The 23,469-nt window shown below is 55.8% G+C and carries 21 protein-coding genes; 20 read left to right on the top strand and 1 reads right to left on the bottom strand.

The window, feature by feature from the left end; genetic code table 11:
• Window positions 1–150 precede the first annotated feature (150 nt).
• The 7 genes from ETC02_RS01455 (at window position 151) to ETC02_RS01485 (ending at window position 10,486) form a co-directional block, all read left to right on the top strand.
• Window positions 151–1,002: a 3-hydroxybutyryl-CoA dehydrogenase gene (locus ETC02_RS01455; protein WP_050367986.1), complete on the top strand. Its 852-nt coding sequence runs from the start codon at window positions 151–153 to the stop codon at window positions 1,000–1,002.
• A gap of 133 nt (window positions 1,003–1,135) precedes the next feature.
• Entirely contained in the window at window positions 1,136–2,281 is a 1,146-nt protein-coding gene (locus tag ETC02_RS01460) for an acyl-CoA dehydrogenase (RefSeq protein WP_050367985.1), read from the top strand.
• A gap of 423 nt (window positions 2,282–2,704) precedes the next feature.
• On the top strand, window positions 2,705–3,847 hold the full coding sequence (locus ETC02_RS01465) for an acyl-CoA dehydrogenase (protein ID WP_033010751.1): 1,143 nt from the start codon (window positions 2,705–2,707) through the stop codon (window positions 3,845–3,847).
• Between the two features lie 179 nt (window positions 3,848–4,026).
• The gene (locus ETC02_RS01470; protein ID WP_063210992.1) at window positions 4,027–4,659 is read left to right on the top strand and encodes a TetR/AcrR family transcriptional regulator; all 633 of its coding nucleotides are present in this window, start codon (window positions 4,027–4,029) and stop codon (window positions 4,657–4,659) included.
• A gap of 17 nt (window positions 4,660–4,676) precedes the next feature.
• Entirely contained in the window at window positions 4,677–7,934 is a 3,258-nt protein-coding gene (gene icmF / locus ETC02_RS01475; protein WP_171697974.1) for a fused isobutyryl-CoA mutase/GTPase IcmF, read from the top strand.
• A gap of 200 nt (window positions 7,935–8,134) precedes the next feature.
• Complete coding sequence (gene rpoE / locus ETC02_RS01480) at window positions 8,135–8,695, top strand: DNA-directed RNA polymerase subunit delta (RefSeq protein WP_033008421.1); 561 nt, start codon at window positions 8,135–8,137, stop codon at window positions 8,693–8,695.
• 159 nt (window positions 8,696–8,854) lie between these two features.
• Window positions 8,855–10,486: a CTP synthase gene (locus ETC02_RS01485; protein WP_044745379.1), complete on the top strand. Its 1,632-nt coding sequence runs from the start codon at window positions 8,855–8,857 to the stop codon at window positions 10,484–10,486.
• A gap of 57 nt (window positions 10,487–10,543) precedes the next feature.
• Here the strand turns inward: ETC02_RS01485 and ETC02_RS01490 are convergent, their stop codons facing one another.
• Window positions 10,544–11,065, bottom strand: coding sequence for a DUF2529 domain-containing protein (locus ETC02_RS01490; RefSeq protein WP_171697975.1), 522 nt, complete (start codon window positions 11,063–11,065; stop codon window positions 10,544–10,546).
• Between the two features lie 123 nt (window positions 11,066–11,188).
• Between ETC02_RS01490 and ETC02_RS01495 the strand changes: the two genes are divergently transcribed.
• From ETC02_RS01495 to ETC02_RS01555, 13 genes are all read left to right on the top strand, one after another.
• Window positions 11,189–11,551: a response regulator gene (locus tag ETC02_RS01495; protein WP_013146624.1), complete on the top strand. Its 363-nt coding sequence runs from the start codon at window positions 11,189–11,191 to the stop codon at window positions 11,549–11,551.
• Between the two features lie 209 nt (window positions 11,552–11,760).
• Window positions 11,761–12,624, top strand: coding sequence for a class II fructose-bisphosphate aldolase (locus tag ETC02_RS01500; RefSeq protein ID WP_171697976.1), 864 nt, complete (start codon window positions 11,761–11,763; stop codon window positions 12,622–12,624).
• Window positions 12,625–12,717: 93 nt separating this feature from the next.
• Entirely contained in the window at window positions 12,718–13,359 is a 642-nt protein-coding gene (gene fsa / locus ETC02_RS01505; protein WP_171697977.1) for a fructose-6-phosphate aldolase, read from the top strand.
• A gap of 130 nt (window positions 13,360–13,489) precedes the next feature.
• A complete protein-coding gene (locus ETC02_RS01510) occupies window positions 13,490–14,776 on the top strand; it encodes a UDP-N-acetylglucosamine 1-carboxyvinyltransferase (protein ID WP_033008412.1) in 1,287 nt (428 codons plus the stop codon).
• Between the two features lie 34 nt (window positions 14,777–14,810).
• Complete coding sequence (gene glpX / locus ETC02_RS01515; RefSeq protein WP_044745377.1) at window positions 14,811–15,773, top strand: class II fructose-bisphosphatase; 963 nt, start codon at window positions 14,811–14,813, stop codon at window positions 15,771–15,773.
• Window positions 15,774–16,090: 317 nt separating this feature from the next.
• Window positions 16,091–17,365 carry a transcription termination factor Rho gene (rho, locus tag ETC02_RS01520; RefSeq protein ID WP_033008408.1) on the top strand — a complete coding sequence of 425 codons (1,275 nt, stop codon included), beginning with the start codon at window positions 16,091–16,093 and terminating at the stop codon, window positions 17,363–17,365.
• Window positions 17,366–17,620: 255 nt separating this feature from the next.
• Complete coding sequence (gene rpmE / locus ETC02_RS01525) at window positions 17,621–17,821, top strand: 50S ribosomal protein L31 (RefSeq protein WP_008880715.1); 201 nt, start codon at window positions 17,621–17,623, stop codon at window positions 17,819–17,821.
• A 158-nt stretch (window positions 17,822–17,979) separates the two neighbouring features.
• Window positions 17,980–18,603 carry a thymidine kinase gene (locus tag ETC02_RS01530; protein ID WP_033008406.1) on the top strand — a complete coding sequence of 208 codons (624 nt, stop codon included), beginning with the start codon at window positions 17,980–17,982 and terminating at the stop codon, window positions 18,601–18,603.
• Window positions 18,604–18,657: 54 nt separating this feature from the next.
• Complete coding sequence (locus tag ETC02_RS01535; RefSeq protein ID WP_033008404.1) at window positions 18,658–19,098, top strand: hypothetical protein; 441 nt, start codon at window positions 18,658–18,660, stop codon at window positions 19,096–19,098.
• A 94-nt stretch (window positions 19,099–19,192) separates the two neighbouring features.
• The gene (gene prfA / locus ETC02_RS01540) at window positions 19,193–20,269 is read left to right on the top strand and encodes a peptide chain release factor 1 (protein ID WP_033008402.1); all 1,077 of its coding nucleotides are present in this window, start codon (window positions 19,193–19,195) and stop codon (window positions 20,267–20,269) included.
• Entirely contained in the window at window positions 20,259–21,131 is an 873-nt protein-coding gene (gene prmC / locus ETC02_RS01545) for a peptide chain release factor N(5)-glutamine methyltransferase (RefSeq protein WP_033017325.1), read from the top strand. Before prfA ends, prmC begins: the two co-directional genes overlap by 11 nt.
• A gap of 30 nt (window positions 21,132–21,161) precedes the next feature.
• Entirely contained in the window at window positions 21,162–22,049 is an 888-nt protein-coding gene (spoIIR, locus tag ETC02_RS01550; RefSeq protein WP_171697978.1) for a stage II sporulation protein R, read from the top strand.
• 129 nt (window positions 22,050–22,178) lie between these two features.
• The gene (locus ETC02_RS01555; protein ID WP_171697979.1) at window positions 22,179–23,240 is read left to right on the top strand and encodes an L-threonylcarbamoyladenylate synthase; all 1,062 of its coding nucleotides are present in this window, start codon (window positions 22,179–22,181) and stop codon (window positions 23,238–23,240) included.
• The last annotated feature ends 229 nt before the right edge of the window (window positions 23,241–23,469 follow it).

Here is a 23,469-nt window from a genome sequence, read left to right on the forward strand (position 1 = left end):
GGCGGTGGGGCGGCCGCGGTTTTGGAATATGGATGGCCTGCCGCCTCCTTGGGCGCTGCGACCGCTGGTTTGCGATCTGCGTTGTCCCGGGACGGAGCCAATAAACGAACAAGAGCGTTTGCGAATTTTTCTATATAGGGGGATCGAATGATGGACGTCAAAACGATTATGGTCGTCGGCGCCGGACAGATGGGGTCAGGCATCGCCCAAGTATGCGCTGTCGCCGGCTATGACGTGTTGTTATACGACATTAGCGAAGCCCAACTCGATAAAGGGATGGCCACTATCGACAAGCTGCTCGGCCGCCAAGTGGAAAAAGGCAAGATGACAGCCGAAGCCAAAGACGCCGCGCTGTCGCGGCTCGTCCGTTCCACCGACCTGCGTGATGCCGCCAAAGCGGATCTCATCATTGAGGCGGTCGTCGAAAACATGGATGTGAAAACGAAGCTGTTTGCGGAGCTCGACGAAATCGCCCGCCCGGAGGCGATCCTGGCCTCGAATACGTCGTCGCTGCCGATCACGGAAATCGCAGCGGCGACGAAGCGGCCGGAGAACGTGATCGGCATGCACTTTATGAATCCGGTGCCGGTCATGAAACTGGTCGAAATCATCCGCGGCTTGGCGACAGCGGATGACGTATACGAAACGATCGAGGCGGTCACCCGAAAGCTCGGCAAAGTGCCGGTCGAAGTGAACGATTTTCCAGGGTTTATTTCCAACCGTGTCTTAATGCCAATGATCAACGAAGCCATTTATGCCTTATATGAAGGGGTGGCGACGAAGGAAGCCATCGATGAGGTGATGAAGCTCGGCATGAACCATCCGATGGGGCCGCTCACGCTCGCCGACTTTATCGGGCTGGATACATGCTTGTACATTATGGAAACCCTTCACGAAGGGTTTGGCGATGACAAATACCGCCCGTGCCCGCTTTTGCGCAAATATGTCAAAGCCGGCTGGCTCGGCCGCAAGACAGGCCGCGGATTTTACACGTACGAATAAGCGCGGCGGCATCAGCCGGCAATCGGTTTCGCCTATATGCCGTTGAACCGCCTAAGCCATGCATGCGGCGGCGAGGCGGGCGGCGCCAAACGCAACATCGAGCCAGCAACAAGAGGAAGGGAGAGGCCATCTCATGCAATTTCGCTTTACCGAAGAGCAGGAAATGATGCGGCAAATGGTGCGCGAGTTTGCCGCAGCGGAAATTGCCCCGTTTGTCGAGCGCATGGAGCAAGGGGAATTTCCGCGCCCGATTTTAAAGAAAATGGCGGAACTCGGCTTGATGGGGATCACGGTTCCCGAGAAGTACGGCGGTGCGGGCATGGATTTCATTTCCTACATTATCGCCATTCATGAAATTTCGAAAGTAAGCCCGACAGTCGGCGTCATTTTGTCGGTGCATACATCGGTCGGCACGAACCCGATTTTGTACTTCGGCACCGAAGAGCAGAAGCAAAAATACGTGACAAAGCTTGCCCGAGGCGAATATTTGGGGGCGTTTTGCCTCACCGAACCGAGCGCCGGCTCGGACGCAAAAAGCTTGAAGACAAAAGCGGTGCGCCGCGGCGATGTGTACGTCTTGAACGGATCGAAAATTTTCATTACAAACGGCGGCGAAGCGGATACGTATATCGTATTCGCCCGCACGAATCCGAATGAAGCGGGCAGCCGCGGCATCTCGGCGTTCATCGTCGAAAAAGGAACGAAAGGGATGGCGATCGGCAAAGACGAGAAAAAAATGGGGCTGCACGGGTCGCGCACGGTGACGATTACGTTCGAGGATGCGGAAGTGCCGGCGGAAAACTTGCTTGGCCAGGAAGGAGAAGGGTTTAAAATCGCGATGGCGAACCTTGACGTCGGCCGGATCGGCATCGCCGCCCAGGCGCTCGGCATCGCCGAGGCAGCCGTCGAGCACGCCGTCGCCTATGCAAAAGAGCGGGTGCAATTTGGCAAGCCGATTGCTGAGCAGCAAGGCGTCGCCTTTAAGCTCGCCGATATGGCGACAGCAGCCGAGGCGGCGAAATGGCTCGTCTACCGCGCCGCCTGGCTGCGCGCCCAAGGGCTGCCGTGCAGCAAAGAGGTGTCGATGGCAAAGCTGTTCGCTTCACAAGCCGCCATGGACAACGCCATCGAAGCTGTGCAAGTGTTCGGCGGCAACGGCTATACGAAAGATTATCCCGTCGAGCGGCTGTTCCGCGATGCGAAAATTACGCAAATTTACGAAGGAACGAGCGAAATCCAACACATCGTCATCAGCAAGCATTTGTGCCAGGCATGCTGATGAACCAATCCGAACCAGATGAGAAGGCTCTGTTCCTAGCTTTTCTGCCGTAGTCGGCAAGCCGTTCGCTTGCCGACTGGGCATGCGACAGCATGCCCTCCTCGAACAATGGACGTTTTGCGGGCAAATGGCATTTGCCCGCTGGCGTTCTTGTTCGAGGAAAGAGGCAGAAAAGCTTGTGTTCAGCCAGCTCATGATTGGCGATCGAATGAAATGGTGGAAATAGCTCTAAGCGCCGGGTTTTCGGAAGACCGAACAACGCCGCTTTCAGGGATCGAGGCATAAACATGGGGCTCTGTCTTTTGCGGCGTTTTGTGGTGCAACGGGAACTCACCAACAAGTTTATGTCTGTATCTGGAAGATGGTGATCACGCTGGCACGGGGGACGAGGATTTGACTATACAATAACGGGGGAATGGAAAGATGAACTTTCAACTAAGCGAAGAACATGAAATGCTGCGAAAAATGGTGCGCGAATTTGCTGAAAACGAAGTGGCGCCGACAGCCGCTGAACGCGATGAAGAAGAGCGGTTTGACCGCAGCATTTTCAACAAAATGGCGGAACTCGGCTTAACCGGCATTCCGTGGCCGGAAGAGTACGGCGGCATCGGCAGCGACTATTTGGCGTATGTCATCGCCGTTGAGGAACTGTCGCGCGTCTGCGCTTCAACCGGGGTGACGCTCTCCGCCCACATTTCGCTCGCCAGCTGGCCGATTTACAAGTTCGGCACGGAAGAGCAAAAGCAGAAGTATTTGCGCGCCTTGGCGACCGGGGAAAAGCTCGGGGCGTACGGGCTGTCCGAGCCGGGGGCCGGGTCTGACGTCGCGTCGATGAAAACGCGCGCTGTAAAAGACGGCGACCATTACGTGTTAAACGGGTCGAAAGTATGGATCACCAACGGCGGCGAGGCGGAAATTTACGTCGTCTTTGCCGTCACCGACCCGGAAAAGCGGCATAAAGGAATCAGCGCCTTTATCGTCGAGAAAGGGACGCCGGGCTTTTCAATCGGCAAAAAAGAAAAGAAACTCGGCATCCGTTCGTCGCCGACGACCGAGCTGATTTTCGAAGATTGCCGCATCCCGAAAGAAAACTTGCTCGGCCGAGAAGGAGAAGGGTTCAAAATCGCCATGATGACGCTTGACGGCGGCCGAAACGGCATTGCCGCCCAAGCGGTCGGCATCGCTCAAGGGGCGCTTGACGCCGCAGTCGATTACGCCAAGCAGCGCGTCCAGTTTGGTAAACCGATTGCCGAGCAGCAAGGCGTCGCCTTTAAACTCGCCGATATGGCGACGGCGATTGAAGCAGCGCGGCTCTTGACGTATCAAGCGGCATGGCTTGAGTCAAACGGCCTGCCGTACGGCAAAGCGTCGGCGATGGCGAAGTTGTTTGCCGGCGACACAGCCATGAAAGTGACCGTTGAGGCGGTGCAAATTTTCGGCGGCAACGGCTACACGAAAGACTATCCAGTTGAGCGGTTTATGCGCGATGCGAAAATTACGCAAATTTACGAAGGAACGCAGGAAATTCAGCGTCTTGTCATCTCGCGCGCGTTGACGCGCGATTAACGCCGCGCCTCTGTTCAGCGGCGCCGCGGCGGCTGGCCGCCGTTTGCGCACCGCTCGGCACATCGATGGACTGGCGAAGCCGTCCATTCCGCTTTGCACTCTTAGCGCCCGCACCAACGGCGGGGGGAGCGGGCGCCGCTTCGCCGCCAAACGGGGATAGGGGGGGAGAGGAACCGGTCATGAAAAAGCGGGAAGTAATCGCCTCAGTCAAAGACGAAAAGCTTGTGAAAAAACGGCGCAATGAAATGATTAAAGGCGCCATTTCGCTGTTTAAACAAAAAGGCTTCCACCAAACGACGACAAGGGAGATCGCCAAAGCGTCCGGATTTAGCATCGGCACGCTGTATGAGTACATCCGAAAAAAAGAAGACGTCCTCTATTTAGTGTGCGACCGCATTTACGACGAGGTGCGGGAGCGGACGGAACAAGACCTCGGTGCCCACCATGGCACGATCGAAGGGTTAAGGCGCGCCATTGCCCACTATTTCCGCGTTGTTGATGAACTCGATGATGAAGTGCTCGTCATGTATCAAGAAGTGAAAGCGCTAAGCAAAGAATCGCTGCCGTATGTGTTGAATAAAGAACTCGATATGGCGGCGATTTTCGAACATATTTTGCGCGCATGCGTTGAGAGCGGGGCGTTGCAGCTTTCTGAAAGCGAAATCCGCCTGTTCGCCCACAACATCGTCGTTCTTGGGCAAATGTGGGCGTTCCGCCGTTGGGTGCTGCGGAAAATGTATACACTCGATGAATATATCGAACTGCAAACCGAGTTTTTATTAAGGGGGATTATGGAGAAACAGCGAGTCTAAAAGGGGGAGAAGAAACGATGGCGCACATTTACCGTCCGAAGCATCACGTCCGCTTTGTGACTGCATCGAGCTTGTTTGACGGCCATGACGCCTCAATCAACATTATGCGCCGCATTTTGCAGGCGAGCGGCGCCGAGGTCATCCATTTGGGCCATAACCGTTCGGTCGAAGAAATCGTCAACGCCGCCATTCAAGAAGACGTGCAAGGCATTGCCGTCTCCTCGTACCAAGGCGGGCATATGGAGTTTTTTAAATATATGTATGACCTGCTTCAAGAGCGGGGCGCATCCCATATCCGCATTTACGGCGGCGGGGGCGGCGTCATCATCCCGCGCGAAATCAAGGAGCTGCACGAGTATGGCATCGCCCGCATTTTTTCGCCGGAAGACGGACGGCGTCTCGGCCTGCAAGGAATGATTAACGTCATGCTTGAAGAATGCGATTTTCCGACCGTCACGGCGGTGACCGATGAAATCGAGCGGCTGGCATCCGGCGATGTGCAAGCGGTCGCCCGGCTCATTACGCTGTGCGAGTACCGCGCCGAGGCGACGGATGAGGCGGCGGCCGCCGCTGAAGCAGCGATTGCGCAAGTGAAGACGATGGAAAAGCGTGTGCCGGTCCTCGGCATCACCGGCACGGGCGGGGCGGGGAAAAGTTCGCTCACCGATGAGCTCGTGCGCCGCTTTTTAAATGAAATTCCGGATATCAAAATCGCCATTTTGTCCGTCGACCCGACGAAACAAAAAACGGGCGGGGCGCTGTTAGGCGACCGGATCCGGATGAATGCCATCCATTCGCCGCGCGTCTATATGCGGAGCCTTGCGACGCGCCATTCCCGCTCTGAGCTGTCGCCGGCGATCCGCGACGCCATTTCGGTCGTCAAAGCGGCTGGTTTTGATCTCGTCATTGTCGAAACGAGCGGGATCGGCCAGGGCGATGCCGCCATTACCGAAGTATGCGACGTTTCGATGTATGTGATGACAAGCGAATTCGGAGCGCCAACGCAGCTTGAGAAAATCGATATGATCGATTACGCCGATTTGATCGCCATTAACAAGTTTGAACGCAAAGGCTCGGAAGATGCAAAACGGCAAGTGCAGAAGCAGTATCAACGAAGCCATCAGCTGTTTGACCGCGATCTATCGGAAATGCCGGTATACGGCACGATCGCCAGCCAGTTTAACGACCCGGGCACGAATACGCTTTTTGTCGCACTTGTCGATACGATCAACCGGAAAACGGGAACGAACTGGAAGACGAATTTGAAAACCGTTGCCAACGTTGAAAAGCATAACGTCATCATCCCGAATGAGCGCCGCTACTATTTGCGCGAAATCGCGGAGACGGTCCGCTCGTACCACCGCCGCGCCGAGCAGCAAGTCGAGGTGGCCCGACGCCTCTTCCAAATCGAAGGGGCCATCGAAGCGGCGAAGGAACGGGACGAAGCTGAAGACGTGATCCGCGCGCTCGAAACGCTCAAAGCCGATTACGAAGCGAAGCTGACGCCCGAATCGAAGCGCATTTTGGCGACATGGGAAGAGACGAAAGCGAAATATGCGGCGAAGACACTCGTGACAAAAGTGCGGGACAAAGAAATTGTCACCGAACTGACGACGAAAACGTTGTCCGGTTTGGACATTCCGAAAGTCGTCTTGCCGAAATTCAAAGACTACGGGGAAATTTTGCGCTGGGTGTATAAAGAAAACGTCCCCGGCTCGTTCCCGTATACAGCCGGCGTCTTCCCGTTCAAGCGCCAAGGCGAAGACCCGAAACGGCAATTTGCGGGCGAAGGGACGCCGGAGCGCACAAACCGCCGCTTCCACTATTTGTGCAAAGAAGACAAAGCGAAACGGCTCAGCACGGCGTTTGACTCGGTGACGCTTTACGGCGAAGACCCGGACTACCGGCCGGACATTTTCGGCAAGGTCGGCGAAAGCGGCGTCAGCGTTTGTACGCTCGATGACATGAAAAAACTGTACAAAGGATTTGACTTGTGCGATCCGCTCACCTCGGTGTCGATGACGATCAACGGCCCGGCCCCGATTTTGCTGGCGATGTTTATGAACACGGCGATTGACCAGCAAGTCGAGAAAAAAGAGGCCGAGCTTGGCCGCCCGCTCACGCCGGAAGAGTACGAACAAGTGAAAGCGTATACGCTGCAAACGGTGCGCGGCACGGTGCAAGCCGATATTTTAAAAGAAGACCAAGGGCAAAATACGTGCATTTTCTCAACCGACTTTGCCTTGAAAATGATGGGCGACATCCAAGAGTATTTCATCAAGCACCGCGTCCGCAACTATTATTCGGTGTCGATTTCCGGCTACCATATCGCCGAAGCCGGCGCCAACCCGATTACGCAACTGGCGTTTACGCTTGCGAACGGCTTTACGTATGTCGAGTATTACTTGAGCCGCGGCATGCACATTGACGATTTTGCGCCGAACTTGTCGTTTTTCTTCAGCAACGGCCTCGATCCGGAATATTCGGTCATCGGCCGCGTTGCGCGCCGCATTTGGGCGGTCGTCATGCGCGAAAAATACGGCGCCAACGAACGAAGCCAAAAACTGAAATACCATATTCAAACGTCCGGCCGTTCGCTGCACGCGCAAGAGATTGACTTTAACGACATTCGCACGACGCTGCAGGCGCTGTTGGCGATTTACGACAACTGCAACTCGCTGCACACGAACGCCTATGACGAAGCGATCACCACACCGACCGAGGAGTCGGTCCGGCGGGCGATGGCGATCCAGCTCATTATTACAAAAGAGTTTGGCTTGGCGAAAAACGAAAATCCGCTTCAAGGGTCGTTCATTATCGAAGAGCTGACCGACCTAGTGGAAGAAGCGGTGCTGCAAGAGTTCGAACGGTTGAACGACCGCGGCGGCGTGCTCGGGGCGATGGAGACGCAATATCAGCGCGGCAAAATTCAAGACGAGTCGCTTTATTACGAAACGAAAAAACATAGCGGCGAGCTGCCGATCATCGGCGTCAATACGTTCTTAAACCCGAATCCGCCGTCAGAGGAGGAGCTGAACAACATCCAGCTCGCCCGGGCGACGTATGAAGAAAAAGAGACGCAAATCCGCAATTTGCGCGAATTCCAAGAGCGGAATAAAGACAAAGCCGGTCCAGCGCTCGAACGGCTGAAGCAAGTGGCGACAAGCGGCGGCAACATTTTCGAAGAATTGATGGAAACCGTGAAAGTCGCCAGCCTCGGGCAAATCACCCGCGCCTTGTACGAAGTCGGCGGGCAATACCGGCGGAATATGTAGAACGGCGCAAACGTTGCCAAGAGGAGAAAAGGAAGAGACGCCGGATCAAGAGGAACGAAGGCCGTCCCGCCTGCAGGGGCGGCTCTCTTTTGCTTTTTTCGCCAAATATGTAGCATAAACCCCGACAATTTGTTTATAATGAATGGTATGTATTCCACTTGCATTCATTTGTTTCATTATATAGAAGGGGAGTGCTGAACTTGAGCCTGCAGCAGCAATACTCGCCAGAGGAATTGCAGGAGATGTCGTTCGTCGAACTGGCGAACCTCATTTTGCTTGACAAGCGCGAGGCGCTGCCGTTCGACCAAATCGTCCGCGAAGCCGCGGCATTAACCGGCATGGCGGAAGACGACATCGCCGCGCGGCTTGCCCAATATTATACCGATTTAAACATCGACGGGCGGTTTATTTGCGTTGGGGAAAACGTCTGGGGGCTGCGTGCGTGGTATCCGTTTGACCAGACGGAAGACGAAACGGTGACGATCGTCAAGCCGAAGAAGAAGAAAAAAGCGCTTGATGATGAATACGATGATTACGAAGAGCTGCTTGACGAAGAGGATCTCGATTACGACGATCTTGATGACTACGATGAGGAAGAGCTCGAGCTTGACGACGAAGAGCTGCTCGAAGACGAGGAATTCGATCTGGACGAAGACGTTGCTTTTGACGATGAGAACATTCTCGACGACGAACCGTTTGATTTGGACGATGAACCGCTTGACGAAGAGCTGGATCTCGAGGAAGCGGAGGAAGACGAATAACCGCTTGACTTTGTTTGAGGAATTCGGTACAATGTGTGTTGGGCTCTTGAAAAATGGACGAATTCATCAGTCGCTCCCTTACATATGGTAAGCGGAGCGTTTTTTTATTTGCCCTTTCGCAAACACTGTTATTGTAACTTCGGCAAGGGGGAAGACAAAATGACGAAATACATTTTTGTGACGGGCGGTGTCGTTTCTTCGCTCGGGAAAGGGATCACAGCTGCGTCGCTCGGGCGGCTCTTGAAAAATCGCGGCCTGAACGTGACGATTCAAAAGTTCGACCCGTACATTAACGTCGACCCGGGAACGATGAGCCCGTATCAGCACGGCGAAGTGTTCGTCACCGATGACGGCGCGGAAACGGATTTGGACTTAGGCCATTATGAGCGGTTCATCGATATTAATTTGAACAAATACAGCAACGTCACGACCGGGAAAATCTACTCCGCCGTCATCCGCAAAGAGCGCCGCGGCGATTACCTAGGCGGCACGGTGCAAGTCATTCCGCACATTACCAACGAAATTAAAGAGCGCGTCTTCCGGGCCGGAAGAGAGACGAACGCCGATGTCGTCATTACGGAGATCGGCGGCACGGTCGGCGACATTGAATCGTTGCCGTTTTTGGAAGCGATCCGCCAAATCAAAAGCGACGTCGGCCGCGAAAATGTCATGTACATTCATTGCACGCTTGTGCCATACATCAAGGCAGCCGGGGAAATGAAAACGAAGCCGACGCAGCACAGCGTGAAAGAACTGCGCAGCCTCGGCATTCAGCCAAACGTCATCGTCGTGCGCACGGAAATGCCGATGCCGCAAGAGATGAAAGACAAAATCGCTCTCTTTTGCGACATCGACCCGAAGGCAGTCATTGAGTGCCGCGATGCGGACACGCTCTATGCGGTGCCGCTTATGCTTCAAGAACAAAAGCTCGATCAAATCGTCTGTGAACATTTGCGCCTCAACTGCCGTGAAGCAGATATGACGGAGTGGAAAGCGCTCGTCGAGAAAGTGCGAAACTTGTCGAAAACGACGAAAATCGCCCTCGTCGGCAAGTATGTTGAACTGCCGGACGCCTACATTTCGGTCGTCGAGGCCCTTCGCCATGCCGGCTATGCATTTGATACAGACATTGAGATCCAATGGGTGAATGCGGAGCACGTCACGCGCGACAATGTGGCGGAGTTGCTGAAAGACGCGGACGGCATTTTGGTTCCGGGCGGGTTTGGCGACCGCGGCGTGGAAGGGAAAATCGAGGCGATCCGCTACGCCCGCGAGCAGCGCGTGCCGTTTTTGGGCATTTGCTTAGGAATGCAGCTCGCCTCGATTGAATTTGCCCGCCATGTTGTCGGGTTGTCTGGCGCCCATTCGTCCGAGTTTGACCCGAATACGCCGCATCCGATCATCGACTTGCTTCCAGAGCAAAAGGATGTCGAAGATTTAGGCGGCACGCTTCGCCTCGGCCTGTATCCGTGCAAGCTGCAGGAAGGAACGCTCGCCTACGCTGCGTACGGCGATGAAGTCATTTACGAACGCCATCGCCATCGGTATGAATTCAACAATCAATACCGCCATCTATTAGAAGAGCATGGCTTCGTCTTCTCCGGCACGAGCCCGGATGGACGGCTTGTGGAAATCATCGAGCTGAAAGACCATCCGTGGTTTGTCGCCGCGCAGTTCCATCCTGAATTCACCTCGCGCCCGACGCGGCCGCAGCCGCTCTTCCGCGAGTTTGTCAAAGCGGCGCTGCAATCAAAAGAAGGATATGCCGCCCTAGGCAAGGGGACGGTATAGCCTCCGGCGGCGCAGCAAGAAAGAGGGTGTCCCAACGCAACGGGACACCCTCTCTTTTTAGGCATATTCTTGCAAAATGTCATCAAGCAACACGACAAGCCCATAGTAGATGAACGAAGCGGCGGTCACGGTCGGCATGGCGATGCGACGCCCGTCTTCCGTCGGCACGAGCGGGCGGGACAGTTTGCTGTCGATATGGACAGCGGCCAGCTCCGCCAAGCCCGGCTCGTCTTTGACGAGCGCTGAGACGGCAACCGTATCAACGCCGTGCCCCTGCAGCTGTTCCACGAGGCGGATCGCTTCGTTGTCGTTGGAAAAACGGGCGAATACGAGCGCCCGGTCCGTTTCGTTCCAATTGCCCACTTCCCTTGATTCGATGCGGGCCGCCTTTGGCAGCCGATCCGGACCGAGAAGCGCGGCGGTGACGACCGCATCGAGTTCACCGATGCCATACAGCCAAATGCGCCCATCACCGATGGCGGCCTGAGCGAGCAGACGCGCCCCGTCTTCGAGCGCCAGCTCTTCATTCGCGGCGATTTTTTGCAACAATCCGATCGTTTGCGTCGTTAAAATTTTCACGGTTCGGCCTCCCTTCGCCGCTATTATACAAAATCGGCAAACAACAAGAAAAGCAAGCAGGAAAAGGGTTTGCCAAATGCGAAACATTAATAGGGAGAAAACAGGGAATAGAGGTGCATAACTGTGGGAAACAAAATTTTGATTGTCGACGACCAGTATGGCATCCGCATTTTGCTCAACGAAGTGTTTCAGCGGGAGGGGTATGTAACGTATCAGGCCGCCAACGGCATGCAGGCGCTCGAAATCGCCCGCAAACATCACCCCGATCTTGTGCTTCTTGATATGAAAATTCCTGGCATGGACGGCATTGAAATTTTAAAACGGTTGAAAGAGATTGATCCGGATATTAAGGTGATCATCATGACCGCCTACGGGGAGCTCGATATGATTCAAGAAACGAAAGAGCTCGGGGCGCTGATGCATTTTGCCAAGCCGTTTGATATTGACGATTTGCGCGTTGCCGTCAAAAAATACATTACCGCCTAGACAGCGCCATCGACGAGCGGCTTTCCTTTGGCAAAGAAAGCGCATCGATGGACATTGATGACGCTGTCGTCTTTAGGAGAATAAAGGGTGGAAATGTTGCCGTTTTGCCGGCAAGTTGGTATGCTTATTAACGTAGATGCATTTTGCGCCTGTCGGCCTATGTTTCGCCATGGCGACAAAGACGACGATCAACTAAGGAGGATGTAACCATGCCGTTAGTATCGATGAAAGAGATGCTCAACGAGGCGCTGCGCGGCAAATATGCGGTCGGTCAATTTAACATTAACAACTTGGAATGGACGCAAGCGATTTTAGCGGCCGCCGAAGAAGAAAAATCGCCGGTCATTCTCGGCGTCTCCGAAGGGGCGGCCCGTTACATGGGCGGGTTTAAAACGGTCGTCAACATGGTAAAAGGCTTAATGGAAGACATGAACATCACCGTTCCGGTCGCCATCCATCTTGACCATGGTTCGAGCTTTGAAAAATGCAAAGCGGCGATCGATGCTGGGTTCACCTCGGTCATGATTGACGCCTCCCATCATCCGTTTGAGGAAAACGTCCGCATTACCTCACAAGTCGTAGAGTACGCCCATGCGCGCGGCGTCTCGGTTGAAGCCGAGCTCGGCATTGTCGGCGGGCAGGAAGATGACGTCATCGGCGAAGGCGTCATTTACGCCGATCCGAAAGAATGTGAAGAACTTGTCAAACGGACAGGCGTCGACTGTCTCGCCCCGGCGCTCGGTTCTGTGCACGGCCCGTACAAAGGGGAGCCGAAGCTCGGGTTTGCCGAAATGGAGAAAATCCGCGATTTGACCGGCATTCCGCTCGTTTTGCACGGCGGCACCGGCATTCCAACTGAACAAATTCAGCGCGCCATTTCCCTTGGCACATCGAAAATCAACGTCAATACGGAAAACCAAATCGCCTTTACCAAAGTGGTCCGTGAACTGCTTGCCAAAGACCCGAACGTCTACGATCCGCGCAAAATTATCGGTCCGGGCCGCGACGCGATCAAAGCGACGGTCATCGGCAAAATGCGCGAATTCGGCTCGTCCGGAAAAGCGGCGCAATAACGAGCAAACGGCAAGATCGGCCTGGCAGGCAGCTTTCGGTCGTCACCCGGGCTTGCCTGCCTGCGTCCAAATAATGACAAGGAGGGATACGTAGTGAAATTTTTCATTGATACCGCCAATTTGGAAGAAATTAAACACGCCCATGAACTCGGCATTTTGGCCGGCGTCACGACCAACCCAAGCCTCGTGGCGAAGGAGAACGTATCGTTCCATGATCGGTTGCGCGAAATTACATCGATCGTTTCTGGTTCGGTGAGCGCTGAAGTCATTTCGACCGACGCCGCTGGCATGATCGCGGAAGGCGAAGAGCTGGCGAAAATCGCCCCGAACATTACGATCAAAGTGCCGATGACGCCGGAAGGCTTAAAAGCAGTCAAGGCGTTCAGCGAAAAAGGGATTCAAACGAATGTGACGCTTGTGTTCACCGCCAACCAGGCGCTCTTGGCCGCACGCGCCGGCGCGACGTACGTCTCTCCGTTCCTCGGCCGCCTCGATGACATCGGCCATAACGGTTTAGAGCTCATTTCCACCATCGCTGAGATTTTCAACATTCATGGCATTGAAACGGAAATCATCGCCGCTTCGATCCGCCATCCGCACCATGTGACAGAAGCGGCGTTGCGCGGGGCGCATATTGCCACGGTTCCGTACAAGGTGCTTATGCAATTGTTCAACCATCCGCTGACCGATCAAGGAATTGAGAAGTTTCTTGCCGACTGGAATCGGCAACAATGAAAATAAGGCGTTTGCCTCTAAAGGCAAGCGGGCTCACCCCGCCCGGCCCGGGGTGGGGTGCTGAGCCCGCCCGGCCTTGTCTTCTCATCCGAAAGGTGAAGCCACTTCCGAGCAAAGAAGGGAGACGACGATGGATAAAATCAAAATCATCGGCGGGGATCGGCTGCAGGGAACAATCAAAGTGAGCGGTGCGAAAAACAGCGCGGTCGCCTTGATTCCGGCAGCGATTTTGGCCGAGTCGCCGGTGACGATCGAAGGATTGCCGGACATTTCCGATGTGCGCATTTTAGGAAGCTTGATCGAAGAAATCGGTGGTTCGTTTTCATTTGACGGCAAGGAGGCGGTCATCGACCCGACGAACATGGTTTCCATGCCGCTTCCGAACGGAAAGGTGAAAAAGCTGCGCGCTTCATACTATTTGATGGGCGCGATGCTCGGACGCTTCAAAAAAGCGGTCGTCGGCCTGCCGGGCGGCTGCCACCTCGGACCGCGCCCGATCGATCAGCACATTAAAGGGTTTGAAGCGCTCGGCGCCACCGTCACGAACGAGCAGGGCGCCATCTATTTGCGCGCTGAGGAGCTTCGCGGAGCCCGCATTTTTTTGGACGTCGTCAGCGTCGGCGCGACGATCAACATCATGCTGGCGGCGGTGCGCGCCAAAGGGCGGACGATTATCGAAAACGCGGCAAAAGAGCCGGAAATCATTGATGTGGCGACGCTGCTCTCCAACATGGGCGCGAAAATTAAAGGCGCAGGCACCGATGTCATCCGCATCGACGGCGTCGAAAAATTATCGGGCTGCCGCCACGCCATCATTCCGGACCGGATTGAAGCCGGCACGTACATGATTGCCGCTGCAGCGATGGGCAATGAAGTCGTCGTCGACAACGTCATCCCGCAGCACGTCGAATCGCTGACGGCCAAACTGCGCGAAATGGGCGTGCGCGTCGAGACGGGAGAAGACCAAATTCTCGTCTGCGGCTCTGATGTTTTGAAAGCGGTTGACGTCAAGACGCTCGTCTACCCCGGTTTCCCAACCGATTTGCAGCAGCCGTTTACCGCCTTATTGACAAAAGCGAACGGCACAAGCATCGTCACGGATACCATTTACAGCGCCCGCTTCAAACACGTCGATGAGCTGCGGCGCATGAACGCCAACGTAAAAGTGGAAGGCCGCTCGGCCATTGTCACCGGCCCGGTCCAATTGCAAGGGGCGAAAGTGAAGGCGAGCGATTTGCGCGCCGGGGCCGCGCTTGTGATTGCCGGACTGATGGCTGATGGGGTGACGGAAATTACCGGCGTCGAGCATATCGACCGCGGCTACAGCGGCTTAGTCGAGAAGCTGTCCGCACTCGGCGCCGCCATTTGGCGCGAAAAAATGACGGATGAAGAAATCGAGCAAGTGAAAAATGTTTGATAGTCCAACAGCAAAGGGGAAGGGGAGAACAGCGATGGAACGAAGCTTATCGATGGAACTCGTGCGCGTGACCGAGGCGGCGGCGCTCGCCGCCGCCCGCTGGATGGGTCGCGGGAAAAAAAATGAAGCTGATGAGGCCGCTACTTCAGCGATGCGCGATGTGTTTGACACCGTGCCGATGAAAGGGACGGTCGTCATCGGCGAAGGGGAGATGGACGAAGCGCCGATGCTGTATATCGGGGAGAAGCTCGGCAACGGCTACGGCCCGCGCGTTGACGTCGCCGTTGACCCGCTCGAAGGTACGAACATCGTCGCGTCCGGGGGCTGGAACGCCTTGGCGGTCGTCGCGGTCGCCGACCACGGCCATTTGCTTCATGCGCCCGATATGTACATGGAGAAAATCGCGGTCGGCCCGGAAGCGGTCGGCATGATTGATATTGAGGCGCCGATCATCGACAATTTAAAAGCGGTGGCGAAGGCGAAAAATAAGGATATTGAAGACGTCGTCGCCATCGTCCTCAACCGTCCGCGCCATGAGCGGCTCATCCAAGAACTGCGCGAAGCCGGTGCGCGCATTAAGCTGATTCATGACGGTGACGTCGCCGCCGCCATTAACACGGCGTTCGACCATACCGGCGTCGACATTTTGTTCGGCTCCGGCGGTGCGCCGGAAGGAGTGCTCGCGGCGGTTGCGTTAAAATGCCTCGGCGGCGAGCTGCAAGGAAAACTGCTGCCGCAAAACGAGGCCGAGCTCGAGCGCTGCAAGAAAATGGGCATTGACGTCAACAAAGTGCTGCGCATGGACGACCTGGTGAAAGGGGACGACGCCATTTTTGCCGCCACCGGCGTCACGGACGGCGAACTGTTGCGCGGCGTTCAGCTCAAGGGGGCGTACGGCCTCACCCACTCGGTCGTCATGCGCGCCAAATCCGGCACCGTCCGCTTTATCGAAGGGCGGCACAGCTTGAAGAAAAAACCGAATTTGGTCATTAAGTGAGACGTTCCGCCGACGGGCCGGAGCGCCTACACCGCTCATTGGAATCAAACGACGCCATCCCGCGGCTTTCCTTTCCATCCGTCTTGGCGGCGCCGGCATCGAGAGGCGCCGCTTTGCCCGGAACGAAAAAAAGATTGATTAAAAAGCGGAAAAAAGGGTAAAATAGTCGTGTTGCTTATGCAAAAATAAGCTCTGCCATTCTACTTCATTTCAGCCTTCACTATCTTCTTATACGAAATGAGATCCCTTCGCCTGTCGAACGATGCCCGAACAAACACGATGGGAGAATAGGAAACTTTGCAAAGTGTGGTGTCAAAATGGAATTAACGTTAGCGGCTTTAGAAAACATGAAGCTCAAAGAGCTGTATGAGCTCGCCAAGCAATACAAAATTTCTTATTACAGCAAGTTGACGAAAAAAGAGCTTATTTTTGCCATTTTGAAAGCGCGTGCCGAACAAGACGGCCTCTCGTTCATGGAAGGCGTTCTCGAAATCATTCCGTCGGAAGGATTCGGTTTTTTGCGTCCGGTCGGCTATTCCCCGAGCTCGGAAGACATTTACATTTCCGCTTCCCAAATCCGCCGTTTTGATCTGCGCAATGGGGACAAAGTATCCGGCAAGGTGCGGCCGCCGAAAGAGAACGAACGCTACTTCGGCTTGCTTCATGTCGAAGCGGTCAACGGCGAAGACCCCGAAATCGCCAAGGAACGCGTCCACTTTCCGGCGTTGACACCGCTTTATCCGAACCGGCAAATGAAGCTCGAAACGACCCCGGACAAGCTGTCGACCCGCATCATCGACTTGATCGCGCCGGTCGGCTTCGGCCAGCGCGGATTGATCGTCGCGCCGCCGAAAGCCGGGAAAACGATGCTGCTGAAAGAAATCGCCAACAGCATTACGACGAACCATCCAGATGTCGAGTTGATCGTCTTGCTCATTGACGAGCGGCCGGAAGAAGTGACCGACATTGAGCGGTCGGTGCAAGGAGAAGTCGTCAGCTCGACGTTTGACGAGGTGCCGGAAAACCATATCCGGGTGTCTGAACTCGTCTTGGAGCGGGCGATGCGGCTTGTTGAACATAAGCGCGATGTCGTCATTTTGATGGACAGCATCACGCGCCTCGCCCGCGCGTACAACCTGGTCATTCCGCCGAGCGGGCGCACGCTCTCGGGCGGGATCGATCCGGCGGCGTTTCATCGGCCGAAGCGCTTTTTCGGCGCGGCGCGCAACATTGAAGAAGGCGGCAGCTTGACGATTTTGGCGACCGCCCTCATCGACACCGGGTCACGCATGGATGACGTCATTTACGAAGAGTTCAAGGGGACGGGCAACATGGAGCTCCATCTCGACCGCTCGCTCGCCGAGCGCCGCATTTTCCCGGCCATCGACATTCGCCGCTCCGGGACGCGCAAAGAGGAGCTGCTCATCCCGAAAGAACATTTAGAAAAACTGTGGGCGATTCGCAAAACGATGGCCGACTCGCCGGATTTTATCGAGCGGTTTTTGAACAAACTGCGCCGCACAAAATCAAACGAAGAGTTTTTCGCGCTGCTTGAGCAAGAATGGAGAAACGGCGGCCCGCTTCGCCTATAACAAGCTGGCGGAATTTGTCGGGAATCGCCCGTTGCAAATGAGCGGAAAAGCTGTTATAATCTTAACATGTGTGTTTGGACCAACATCGATGTGTTCATACGATGAACCGTCTGCACCGGCCGGGCCGCTTCCGCGAAGCCCCGGTCGTTCCATGCGCGGCGCCCGGCCAAACCGGGAGAAGTCTTGGCTTGGCTGAGCCCGCACGAACGAATAACTCTGTTTCGATGAGATACAGGGCGGAAGGAGATGAAAACGATGAAACAAGGGATCCATCCAGCGTACAAAAAAGTAATCGTCCGCTGCGCATGCGGAAACGAGTTCGAAAGCGGTTCGGTCAAAGACGAACTGCGCGTTGAGATTTGCTCGGAATGCCATCCGTTCTTCACGGGCAAACAAAAATTCGTTTCGGCAGCGGGCCGCGTCGATAAATTCAATAAAAAATACGGCCTTAAGTAATCAAGGACGGACGAAAGCAGGCAAGCGCACCGCTTGCCTGCTTTTTCGTGAAACCAGATGGACGGCCCCTGTCGCCAGGGCGCCCCGGCCGTTTTGGCCTGGCCTGGCAGGGGCGCTCATCGTTTCGATGACAGTGTGGAGCGAAAGGAGAGGGCCCGATGTACGTGATGACGCAGTCCGGCTGGCTCGAAGTCATTTGCGGCAGCATGTTTTCCGGCAAATCGGAAGAGCTGATCCGCCGCATCCGCCGCGCTCAGTTTGCCAAACAGGAAGTGAAGGTGTTCAAACCAACGATCGACAACCGTTACCGCGAAGATGCCGTCGTGTCGCATAACGGCAATTCGGTGATCGCCATTCCGGTCGCGACGCCGGCGGAAATGTTTCGTTACATTTCCGCCGCCACCGATGTCGTCGCCATCGATGAAGTGCAATTTTTTTCTGATGACATTATCGACGTCGTCCAAACGCTCGCCGACCGCGGCTATCGCGTCATCGCCGCCGGGTTGGATCAAGATTTCCGCGGCGAACCGTTTGGGCCGGTGCCGGCGCTGATGGCGATCGCCGAGTCGGTGACGAAGCTGCAAGCGGTATGCACGGTGTGCGGCTCCCCGGCCAGCCGGACGCAGCGGCTCATTAACGGGGCGCCTGCCTCTTATGATGATCCGGTCATTTTGGTCGGCGCCAGCGAAGCGTACGAACCGCGCTGCCGCCATCACCATGAAGTGCCGGGCAAACCGAACAAATGGTACGGCCGCCCGCTTTCCGAACGGGCAGGCGAATGAAGGCGTACATATTCTTGCCTGTTGCGGACATCCTAACAGCAGGGAGGCGAAATGATGAAACGCATCTGGCTGTTAGGGGTTGTTTTGCTTCTTTCTGCCTGCTCGCTCAACCCGGATCACCCGTCCTACCGTCAGCAAAGCGAAGACAAAAACGGCACGCGGCTGATGACGGACGGACGGCCGAAAATCGATGCCGACCGCGACTTGTACAACAACTTTGACGATCCGGAAAAAACGCGGCAAAATCCGAACTTCATCAGTTTGACCGAAGGAAGCGAAAATCAGCGCGCCGATACGCGCAAAGCAATGCAGCTGATCGAGCGGCACACCGACTATCGCCCCGTTTCCGTTTGGTTTCACGGCGGCAATATGTATGTCACCGTCGATGTGCCGGATGAGTTGTCTGCTGCAGAGCGGCGGCGCGAGGCGAGCCGCATCGACAAATTGTTGACAAAAGCGATTCCGACGTACGAAATTGTTGTGCGCTTGAACTAAAAGCTCCCGCTTGCGAACAGCGGGGGTTTTTGTTTGGCCTTTTTTCATGATATAATTTGAAATTAGACTGTGTGGAAAAACAGAGGTGAGTGATGTGTTTGACCGGTTGGAAGCTGTCGAACAACGGTATGAGAAGCTGAATGAACTTTTAATGGATCCGGAAGTCATCAACGATCCGAAAAAACTGCGTGATTATTCGAAAGAGCAGGCTGATTTGGCGGAAACGGTGCAAACGTACCGTGAATACAAATCGGTTCGCGACCAACTCGCGGAAGCGAAGGCGATGCTTGAGGAAAAGCTCGATCCGGAGCTGCGGGAGATGGTGAAAGAGGAAATTGACGAGCTGGAAGAACGGGAAGAGGCGCTTGTTGAAAAGCTGAAAGTGCTGCTTTTGCCGAAAGACCCGAACGATGAGAAAAACGTCATTATGGAAATCCGCGCGGCCGCCGGCGGTGAAGAGGCAGCGCTGTTTGCCGGCGACTTGTACCGGATGTATACGCGTTATGCGGAATCGCAAGGGTGGAAGACGGAAGTGATCGAAGCGAGCCCGACCGGCCTCGGCGGCTATAAAGAAATCATTTTTATGGTCAACGGAAAAGGCGCATATTCGAAGCTCAAGTTTGAAAACGGCGCGCATCGCGTCCAGCGCGTCCCGGAAACGGAGTCAGGCGGGCGCATCCATACGTCGACGGCGACGGTCGCCTGCCTGCCGGAGATGGAAGAAATCGAAGTCGAAATCAATGAAAAAGACATTCGCGTCGACACGTTCGCCTCAAGCGGACCGGGTGGGCAAAGCGTCAACACGACAATGTCGGCCGTGCGCCTCACCCATATTCCGACCGGCATTGTTGTCACGTGCCAAGACGAAAAATCGCAAATCAAAAACAAAGAAAAAGCGATGAAAGTATTGCGCGCCCGCATTTATGACAAGTACCAGCAAGAAGCGCGCGCCGAATATGACCAAACGCGCAAGCAGGCAGTCGGCACCGGCGACCGTTCCGAGCGCATCCGGACGTACAACTTCCCGCAAAACCGCGTCACGGATCACCGCATCGGATTGACGATCCAAAAGCTCGATCAAGTGCTCGATGGCCACCTCGACGAAATTATCGAGGCGCTCATTTTGGACGATCAGGCGAAAAAATTGGAGCAAGCGAACGATGCGTCGTAACGTCCACGAAGTCCTCGCCTGGGCTTCTTCTTTTTTGCGCGCCCATGGAAAAGAAGAACGGGCGGCGGAGTGGCTGCTGTGCCATCATTTGGCCGTCGATCGGGCCGGGCTGTTCGCCCGTTGGCGGGAGCCGGTTGAGGAAGCGTTGTACGAACGGTTTGCGGCCGATGTGCGTCGCCATGCGATGGAGCATGTGCCGATTCAATATTTGATTGGCTATGAATGGTTTTATGGCCGGCCGTTTCTCGTCAACCGCCACGTGTTGATCCCACGTCCGGAAACGGAAGAGCTTGTGCTCGGGGTGCTCGAGCGCCTTCCCCGCCTGTTTGCCGGCCGCCGACGGATCGATGTCGTTGATGTCGGCACCGGCAGCGGGGCGATCGCCATCACGCTGGCGCTTGAAAACGAGCGGCTGTCCGTGACCGCCACCGACATTTCCAAAGAAGCGCTCGCTGTCGCCAAGGAAAACGCCGAACGGCTTGGCGCGCGCGTCGCATTTCGATGCGGCGATTTGCTGCAGCCGTTTATACAAGGCGGACAGACGGTTGATGTTGTCGTGTCCAACCCGCCGTACATCCCGGAGATGGATGCGGCGGTCCTTTCGCCTGTCGTAAAAGAGCATGAGCCGCATACGGCGCTGTTTGGCGGCCGCGATGGGCTTGACTTTTACCGCCGCTTTGCCCGCGAGCTCCCGCTTGTGCTCGGTGTCCCTTCGCTCGCGGCATTTGAAATCGGCGCCGGGCAGGGAAAAGCGGTGGCGGCGCTCTTGGCTGCAGCGTTTCCAGATGCTGAGATTGAGGTCGCCGTTGATTTGAACGGCAAAGAGCGGATGGTATATATGACAAGAAAAAAATTAGATTGATAGGTTTAAAATGAAGCGGCGCCGTCCACAATGGAAGATGAAAGGACGGTGCCGATCATGGTGATCAAGGGACATTCGATCGCGATTTGTTTATATATCACTCTATTAATCACAGGTGTGCTCGTTCACTTGTACGGCCAGCAGACGAACGCCGGGGCAAACGCCGTTGTCGCCATTCCCGATGAGGCGATTCGCCTGCGCATCTTGGCGAACAGTGACGCCGACAAAGACCAACAGCTAAAGCGAAAAGTGCGCGATGCGGTCAATGCGCAAATCAACGGCTGGGTGGCGGAGCTTACGTCGGTGGACGAAGCGAAGCGCGTCATCCGCTCGCACTTGCCGGAGATCGAGCAAACAGTCGCCCGCGTGCTTCGCCAAGAGCAAAGCAGCCAGTCGTACCATGTGCAGTTTGGCTCAGTTCAGTTTCCGACGAAAGTGTACGGCAATTATGTGTATCCAGCCGGCACGTATGATGCCCTTCTCATTACGCTCGGGGAAGGAAAAGGGGCAAACTGGTGGTGCGTCTTGTTTCCACCGCTTTGTTTTCTCGATTTTTCCAACGGCGATGCGGTCATGATGGCGGCGAACCGATCGCCTGCCGGAACGAATGAACCGGTGTCGGCTGAGAGCGTCCGGTCAATGGAAGCCGGGGCGACGCAAAACAGCGAGGCCGTCGAAGCGGAAGCTGAGGCGATGCGAAGCGGCGAGCAGGCCATCGAGCAGGACGAACCGAAAGAGGAGAGGGATGCGATGGCGGAAACCGAAGATCGCGCCGTTCCGTCCATCCATGCGGATGGCGAGAAGGACAAAGGGGACACGGATGATCAAGAATCGTCCTTCGTCGTCATGGCCGAGCCGGAACAGCCGGTGGAAGTCAAATTTTTCTTCAAAGAATGGCTCAGCCATCTCATTCCATAAGCATCTATCCACAAAGTTATCCACAAAAATAACAAGTTTATTCACAATTTGTGTATAACTGTGGAAAGAAATCGGGCGGCGATCTGACGCTTGTAAAAAAATCCGCCATTTTCAAGATGAATCACGGCGATGGAGAAGGTGAAACGAGTGAAAACACGTGTTTGGATTGTGGATAATATTGTTGATAAACAGCAAGTTTATCCACAAATACGAGAGGCGGCCGAATGGCTGCGGGCGGGGGAAGTAGTCGCGTTTCCGACCGAAACGGTGTACGGTTTAGGAGCGGATGCCGCCAATACGGCGGCAGTGGAGAAAATTTTTGAAGCCAAAGGGCGGCCAAGCGACAACCCGCTCATCGTCCACGTCGCCAGCCGTGCGCAAGCGGAGGTGGTCGCCACGCCGCTTCCGCCAGTGGCTGAGACGTTAATGGAGCGGTTTTGGCCGGGGCCGCTCACCCTCGTTTTGCCGAAACGAGCGGGGGCCGTGTCCGAGCGAGTGACGGCCGGGCTGCCGACGGTGGCGGTGCGCATGCCGGATCACCCGCTGGCTCTGGCGTTGATCGAGGCGAGCGGTCTGGCGCTTGCCGCTCCAAGCGCGAACCGCTCCGGCAGGCCGAGCCCGACGACAGCCGCGCACGTGCTCGCGGACTTAAACGGGCGAATCGCTGGGGTGATTGACGGCGGTCCGACGGGCATTGGCGTGGAATCGACCGTGCTCGACTGCAGCGGGGACGTGCCGGTGATTTTGCGTCCGGGCGGGGTGACAAAAGAAATGTTAAGCGAAGTGATTGGTCATGTCGCCGAGGCGGCCGGCGGCGGGGACGAACAGGCAGCGCCGAAAGCGCCCGGCATGAAATATACGCATTATGCCCCGAAAGCGCCGCTTTGGATTGTCGCCGGCCCACCGGCGTTTTTGCAGCAGCTCGTGGACGAAAGCCGGGCGGAAGGGAAAACGGTCGGCGTGTTGACGACCGAGGAGAACCGGGATCAGTATGCGGCCGATGTCGTGCTGCCGTGCGGAACGCGCCAGGCGCTTGAGACGGTCGCGAGCCGGCTGTACGACACGCTGCGCCGATTTGATGAAACGAACGTCGATCTCATTTACAGCGAGGCGTTTCCGGAAGAAGGCCTCGGCGCGGCGATTATGAACCGGCTGCGCAAAGCGGCCGGGGGGCGCGTGATCAGCGGCTAGATGATGGATGACGCGGCCGGCAGGCGAGAAAAAGCGGCGCCGTCGGGCTGAACCGGCAACAAAACGGAGACGGTTTGGGGGCGGTCTATCTTTCATCCGCGCGGCTCGCAACAAAATGGAGACGGTTTTCAAGGGCGGTGGCAACGGCCTTTGGAAATCGTCGTTTTTTTGTCCATCGCTGCTTTGCCGGGCTGCGGCCGTTCCGTGGGCGTGCAGGGCGGGACAACGC

It is taken from the genome of Geobacillus sp. DSP4a (genome assembly GCF_013096875.1).
GTDB classification, from domain to species: Bacteria; Bacillota; Bacilli; order Bacillales; family Anoxybacillaceae; genus Geobacillus; species Geobacillus thermophilus.

Excerpts from the sequence above, each read along its gene's own strand:
- ETC02_RS01455 (WP_050367986.1), top strand. The coding sequence starts at position 151 with ATGGACGTCAAAACGATTATGGTCGTCGGCGCCGGACAGATGGGGTCA.
- ETC02_RS01460 (WP_050367985.1), top strand. The coding sequence starts at position 1,136 with ATGCAATTTCGCTTTACCGAAGAGCAGGAAATGATGCGGCAAATGGTG.
- ETC02_RS01465 (WP_033010751.1), top strand. The coding sequence starts at position 2,705 with ATGAACTTTCAACTAAGCGAAGAACATGAAATGCTGCGAAAAATGGTG.
- ETC02_RS01470 (WP_063210992.1), top strand. The coding sequence starts at position 4,027 with ATGAAAAAGCGGGAAGTAATCGCCTCAGTCAAAGACGAAAAGCTTGTG.
- icmF (WP_171697974.1), top strand. The coding sequence starts at position 4,677 with ATGGCGCACATTTACCGTCCGAAGCATCACGTCCGCTTTGTGACTGCA.
- ETC02_RS01485 (WP_044745379.1), top strand. The coding sequence starts at position 8,855 with ATGACGAAATACATTTTTGTGACGGGCGGTGTCGTTTCTTCGCTCGGG.
- ETC02_RS01500 (WP_171697976.1), top strand. The coding sequence starts at position 11,761 with ATGCCGTTAGTATCGATGAAAGAGATGCTCAACGAGGCGCTGCGCGGC.
- ETC02_RS01510 (WP_033008412.1), top strand. The coding sequence starts at position 13,490 with ATGGATAAAATCAAAATCATCGGCGGGGATCGGCTGCAGGGAACAATC.
- glpX (WP_044745377.1), top strand. The coding sequence starts at position 14,811 with ATGGAACGAAGCTTATCGATGGAACTCGTGCGCGTGACCGAGGCGGCG.
- rho (WP_033008408.1), top strand. The coding sequence starts at position 16,091 with ATGGAATTAACGTTAGCGGCTTTAGAAAACATGAAGCTCAAAGAGCTG.
- rpmE (WP_008880715.1), top strand. The coding sequence starts at position 17,621 with ATGAAACAAGGGATCCATCCAGCGTACAAAAAAGTAATCGTCCGCTGC.
- ETC02_RS01530 (WP_033008406.1), top strand. The coding sequence starts at position 17,980 with ATGTACGTGATGACGCAGTCCGGCTGGCTCGAAGTCATTTGCGGCAGC.
- ETC02_RS01535 (WP_033008404.1), top strand. The coding sequence starts at position 18,658 with ATGAAACGCATCTGGCTGTTAGGGGTTGTTTTGCTTCTTTCTGCCTGC.
- prmC (WP_033017325.1), top strand. The coding sequence starts at position 20,259 with ATGCGTCGTAACGTCCACGAAGTCCTCGCCTGGGCTTCTTCTTTTTTG.
- spoIIR (WP_171697978.1), top strand. The coding sequence starts at position 21,162 with ATGGAAGATGAAAGGACGGTGCCGATCATGGTGATCAAGGGACATTCG.
- ETC02_RS01555 (WP_171697979.1), top strand. The coding sequence starts at position 22,179 with ATGGAGAAGGTGAAACGAGTGAAAACACGTGTTTGGATTGTGGATAAT.